Source organism: Oleiphilus sp. HI0061 (genome assembly GCF_001635675.1).
On sequence record NZ_LWFE01000977.1, the window covers coordinates 1 to 2,444 of the forward strand.

At 44.0% G+C, this 2,444-nt stretch carries 4 protein-coding genes and 1 pseudogene; 4 read left to right on the forward strand and 1 reads right to left on the reverse strand.

The window, feature by feature from the left end:
• The 4 genes and pseudogenes from A3735_RS30885 to acpS form a co-directional block, all read left to right on the forward strand.
• Positions 1-117, forward strand: a pseudogene (locus A3735_RS30885) (GTPase Era); the annotation flags it as partial.
• Between the two features lie 29 nt (positions 118-146).
• Positions 147-887, forward strand: a complete 741-nt coding sequence (recO, locus tag A3735_RS11390) for a DNA repair protein RecO (RefSeq protein WP_082880395.1) — start codon at positions 147-149, stop codon at positions 885-887.
• Between the two features lie 5 nt (positions 888-892).
• The gene (pdxJ, locus tag A3735_RS11395; protein ID WP_068507886.1) at positions 893-1,633 is read left to right on the forward strand and encodes a pyridoxine 5'-phosphate synthase; all 741 of its coding nucleotides are present in this window, start codon (positions 893-895) and stop codon (positions 1,631-1,633) included.
• Between the two features lie 9 nt (positions 1,634-1,642).
• Positions 1,643-2,020 carry a holo-ACP synthase gene (acpS, locus tag A3735_RS11400; RefSeq protein ID WP_068507884.1) on the forward strand — a complete coding sequence of 126 codons (378 nt, stop codon included), beginning with the start codon at positions 1,643-1,645 and terminating at the stop codon, positions 2,018-2,020.
• A gap of 3 nt (positions 2,021-2,023) precedes the next feature.
• Here acpS and A3735_RS11405 read toward each other — a convergent pair.
• A partial coding sequence (locus A3735_RS11405) for a YfaZ family outer membrane protein (RefSeq protein ID WP_068638089.1) occupies positions 2,024-2,444 on the reverse strand: 421 nt, incomplete at its 5' end.

The following is a 2,444-nucleotide window of genomic DNA, read 5'->3' on the forward strand; positions in this document are numbered from 1 at the left end:
AAAGAAATGGAGCGCTTGTTTGATACCAAGGTGATGTTAAACCTATGGGTTAAGGTCAAAAGTGGTTGGTCTGATGATGAAAGGGCTTTAAAGAGTTTGGGTTATCGAGACGAGTAAGGCTCCTTTAAATAGGGGGCGGTCAGTGCATGAGTATGATTGAGGAGCAGCAAGCGGTTTATGTTTTGAACCGGCGCCCTTATCAGGAGTCCAGTCTTTTAGTTGATGTGTTTTCACTTAATTTCGGACGGCTTACTTTGATCGCAAAAGGGGCCTTGCGAAAAGGAAGTGCTTGGTCAGCCTTGCTTCAACCCTTTCAGGCTCTTTTGCTCTCTTGGAGTGGCCGCTCTTCAATCAAAACACTTCGATCCGTCGATGTTCCAAGCCAGCCCTATAAGCTTCGCGCAAACTATCTTTTTAGTGCTTACTACCTTAATGAATTGGTTCTGAAGCTAGTACCGGACAATGAGCCAAGCCTGGGAGTGTTCTCAAACTATGTAGATTGTTTGGATCAGCTAGCTGAAGGGCAAGACTTGCAGCGCTGTTTGCGAAAATTTGAATACCTTTTACTGAGTGAGCTAGGATTACTGCCTGATTTTGAACATGATATTTATGGTCACAAGATTCAGAAGGATCAGGGATATAAGTTTCTTTCACAGCAAGGTTTTGAAGGAGTTGGTAAGGCCAGCTCTAACTTAGGAAGTGTGTTTATTATAAGTGGAAAAGCAATATCGCTTATCAGTACTTTAGATATTGTTAATGGCTCTACCTGGCAAAAGGAAGAGTACTTAAAGGCCAAGCAGTTGATGCGCTATCTGGTTGATGATGCTTTGGGTGGTCAGGTGATAAAAAGTCGAGAGTTATTTCGTCCGATAAAGTTTAAGGGGTAAATTTGATGGAAAATCCTAATGGCAGAGTTTTATTAGGCGTGAACGTTGATCACGTGGCAACCTTGAGAGAGGCTCGTGGCACACGTTACCCTGACCCTGTTCAAGCTGCTTTACTGGCTGAAGAGGCTGGAGCAGATGGTATTACAATTCATCCGCGTGAAGATCGACGCCATATTCAAGAGCGAGATGTACTGGTGATGAAGGAAACCTTGCAAACTCGAATGAATCTTGAAATGGCAGTAACCGAAAATATGCTAGGGCTTGCCGAGAAGGTTAAGCCTGAACATTGTTGTTTGGTGCCTGAGAAAAGAGAGGAGCTGACTACTGAGGGTGGCTTGGATGTCATTGCGCAGGAAGATCGTATTAAGGATGCCTGCGCTCGCTTGAGTGAGATTGGTTCAGAAGTTTCTCTGTTTATCGATCCTGAGCCTGCGCAAATTGAAGCGGCTGTTCGTTGCGGTGCTCAAGCCATTGAGATTCACACAGGGCATTATGCCGAGTGTAAGGATCCGCTTGAATTGCAAGCAGAGTTAGGAAGGATTCGTAGTGGTTTGAACTTGGCCTTGTCTCATGGCCTGATTGTTAATGCAGGGCACGGTTTGCACTATCATAATACGCATGCGATAGCGGCCATACCCGGTATTAACGAACTCAATATAGGGCATAGTATCATTGCTAGGGCTTTGTTTGTTGGCATAAAGGATGCGGTTCGTGAAATGAATGCCTTAATACAATCTACGAGCTAATAGTGAATTATGACTGTTAAAGGTATTGGCAATGACCTGGTTGAAATCCAGAGAATTGCCAGATCCCTCGAGCGTTATGGAGAGCGCTTTGCAAAGCGGATATTATCCCCCAACGAGTTTGACTCCTTTCTTGAATCGAATCGTCCAGACAACTTCTTAGCTAAGCGTTTTGCTGTCAAAGAAGCTGTATCAAAGGCTTTGGGTACTGGGGTCTCTCAGGGTATTACCTGGCATGATATAGAGCTCGCGCATTCGGTGAGCGGGCAACCTGTTGCTGTCTTGCACCAAAAAGCAAAATTAAAAATGGAAGAAATGGGTGCAGAGACTATACACATTAGTTTATCTGATGAATCCGGCTTAGTCTCTGCGTTTGCAGTGCTCTCCTGAGTCTTATAGTGCTAACTGAAGACCAAGGTATACGCCGCTTTCAAGGGTTTCATTCTTGCCATCTAATTCGCTGCCAACATTCATATAGCGGAAGCCGAATGCGATATCGGCATTTTCAATAATTCGGTAATTGACTTGGGTTCTAAAACGACTGAACTCGTCAGAGTCTCCAAAAGATAGTACCTTGGGCGCATAATGTAGATCTGTTTCAAATGATAAGCCAGGTGCGCTTGGTAGGTTTAGCCTTAGTGAACCGCCAATTCCAACAGCAGTACCTTTGAAATCCTCGATTTTAAAAAAGTTACTTTCAAATCCAATAGCAACTGTTGCTGGCATATTACCGATAACGGTTTGTCCTTTTGCATGTAGGTCAACGTTTAGAATATTGGTTGTGTAATCGTCATCTTTATAGAAGTACCCCATG

Excerpts from the sequence above, each read along its gene's own strand:
- acpS (WP_068507884.1), top strand. The coding sequence starts at position 1,643 with ATGACTGTTAAAGGTATTGGCAATGACCTGGTTGAAATCCAGAGAATT.
- pdxJ (WP_068507886.1), top strand. The coding sequence starts at position 893 with ATGGAAAATCCTAATGGCAGAGTTTTATTAGGCGTGAACGTTGATCAC.
- recO (WP_082880395.1), top strand. The coding sequence starts at position 147 with ATGAGTATGATTGAGGAGCAGCAAGCGGTTTATGTTTTGAACCGGCGC.